This window comes from Peptoniphilus indolicus ATCC 29427 (assembly GCF_000227315.1).
Classification (GTDB): Bacteria; Bacillota; Clostridia; order Tissierellales; family Peptoniphilaceae; genus Peptoniphilus; species Peptoniphilus indolicus.
The window spans coordinates 1-1,427 of record NZ_JH165105.1 but is presented as its reverse complement, the minus strand read 5'-3'; the positions used below and the strand labels follow the sequence as shown (position 1 = coordinate 1,427).

1 protein-coding gene is annotated in these 1,427 nt (G+C 30.6%); it reads left to right on the top strand.

Annotated elements, in window-relative coordinates; translation table 11 throughout:
• Positions 1-353: 353 nt before the first annotated feature.
• Entirely contained in the window at positions 354-1,349 is a 996-nt protein-coding gene (locus tag HMPREF9129_RS10125; RefSeq protein WP_004823479.1) for an ORF6N domain-containing protein, read from the top strand.
• Positions 1,350-1,427: the final 78 nt, after the last annotated feature.

Below are 1,427 nucleotides of genomic sequence, written 5' to 3'. Positions count from 1 at the left end.
GATTTGTCCATTACATCATCAAACTAATTATCCATTTCACAAACACGTGCCGCCCCTACATGAACTAAATAAAATATAAACCGAAAACGAACCCCCAAAAAAACGGGCGGGCCTATACTGCTTTATAATATAATTTTCGATTTGTCCATTACATCATCAAACTAATTATCTATTTCACAAACACGTGCCGCCCCTACATGAACTAAATAAAATATAACAACATTTCCATAAGGGGACTGACAGATAGAAAAGAACCTATATTTTTGGTACAATTATAACAAGTAGATTTTGAAAACGTGATGAAGAAATAGCTTACAAATTGTAGTTAAAAAAATATATAGGAGGCGTATTTTGTGACAGAGCAAAATAAAGAAATTGTAGTAATAGAAGAAACTACAATGGAAAGTAAGATTTACTATATAAGAAACCAAAAAGTTATGCTTGATTTTGAACTTGCTGAAATCTATGGATATACAACGACAAGATTTAACGAGCAAGTAAAAAACAACTCGGAAAAATTTGATGATGATTTTATGTTCCAGTTGACAAAGTCAGAATTTGAAAACTTGATGTCGAAAAAATCGACATCAAGTTGGGGCGGGCGTAGAAAGCTGCCATATGCCTTTACAGAACAGGGCATATATATGCTTATGACTGTATTAAGAGGCGAACTTGCAGTTAAGCAGAGCAAGGCTTTAATACGAATGTTTAAGCAGATGAAAGACTTTATAATTGAAAACCAAGATTTTATCAGCTCAAAAGAATTATTACAAATTGCTATTCAAACAAATAAAAATACAAATGATATAGCTAGAATAGACAGAAAGATGAACACCCTAGCCACAAAAGAAGATTTGAAAAAAGTAATGGATAATTTCATAGATCCGCAAACATATAAACACTTCCTTTTGATGAATGGAGATAAGATAGAAGCAGATGTAGCATATACAAAAATATATAAGTCAGCAAAGAAAAGCATTTATGCCATAGACAACTACATAGGACTTAAAACATTAGAACTTTTAAGAGCTGCAAGAGATAATATCCAAATCATAGTCTTTAGTGATAATATAAAAAATAAGGATATGCTCACAAAAAATATCTTGGACGATTTTAGAAAAGGTTATCCTAATATAGACCTAAAACTGAAGGTAGCAGGTAAAAAATATCACGATAGATATATAGCAATAGACTATGGAACAGACAATGAAGCCTTTTATCTTTGCGGAGCATCATCAAAGGACGCAGGAAATAAAATATCAAGTATTACTAAAATAGAAGAATCATCTAAAGATTTATATCATATGATGTTTAGTAGAATGTTAAACAATAAAAACCTAAAAATTTAATAAACAAATACAGAGATCATAATAATTTATTTAAGCGGTAGAAAGTAAAAAACAACAGCACATAGAAAATTCAAACCG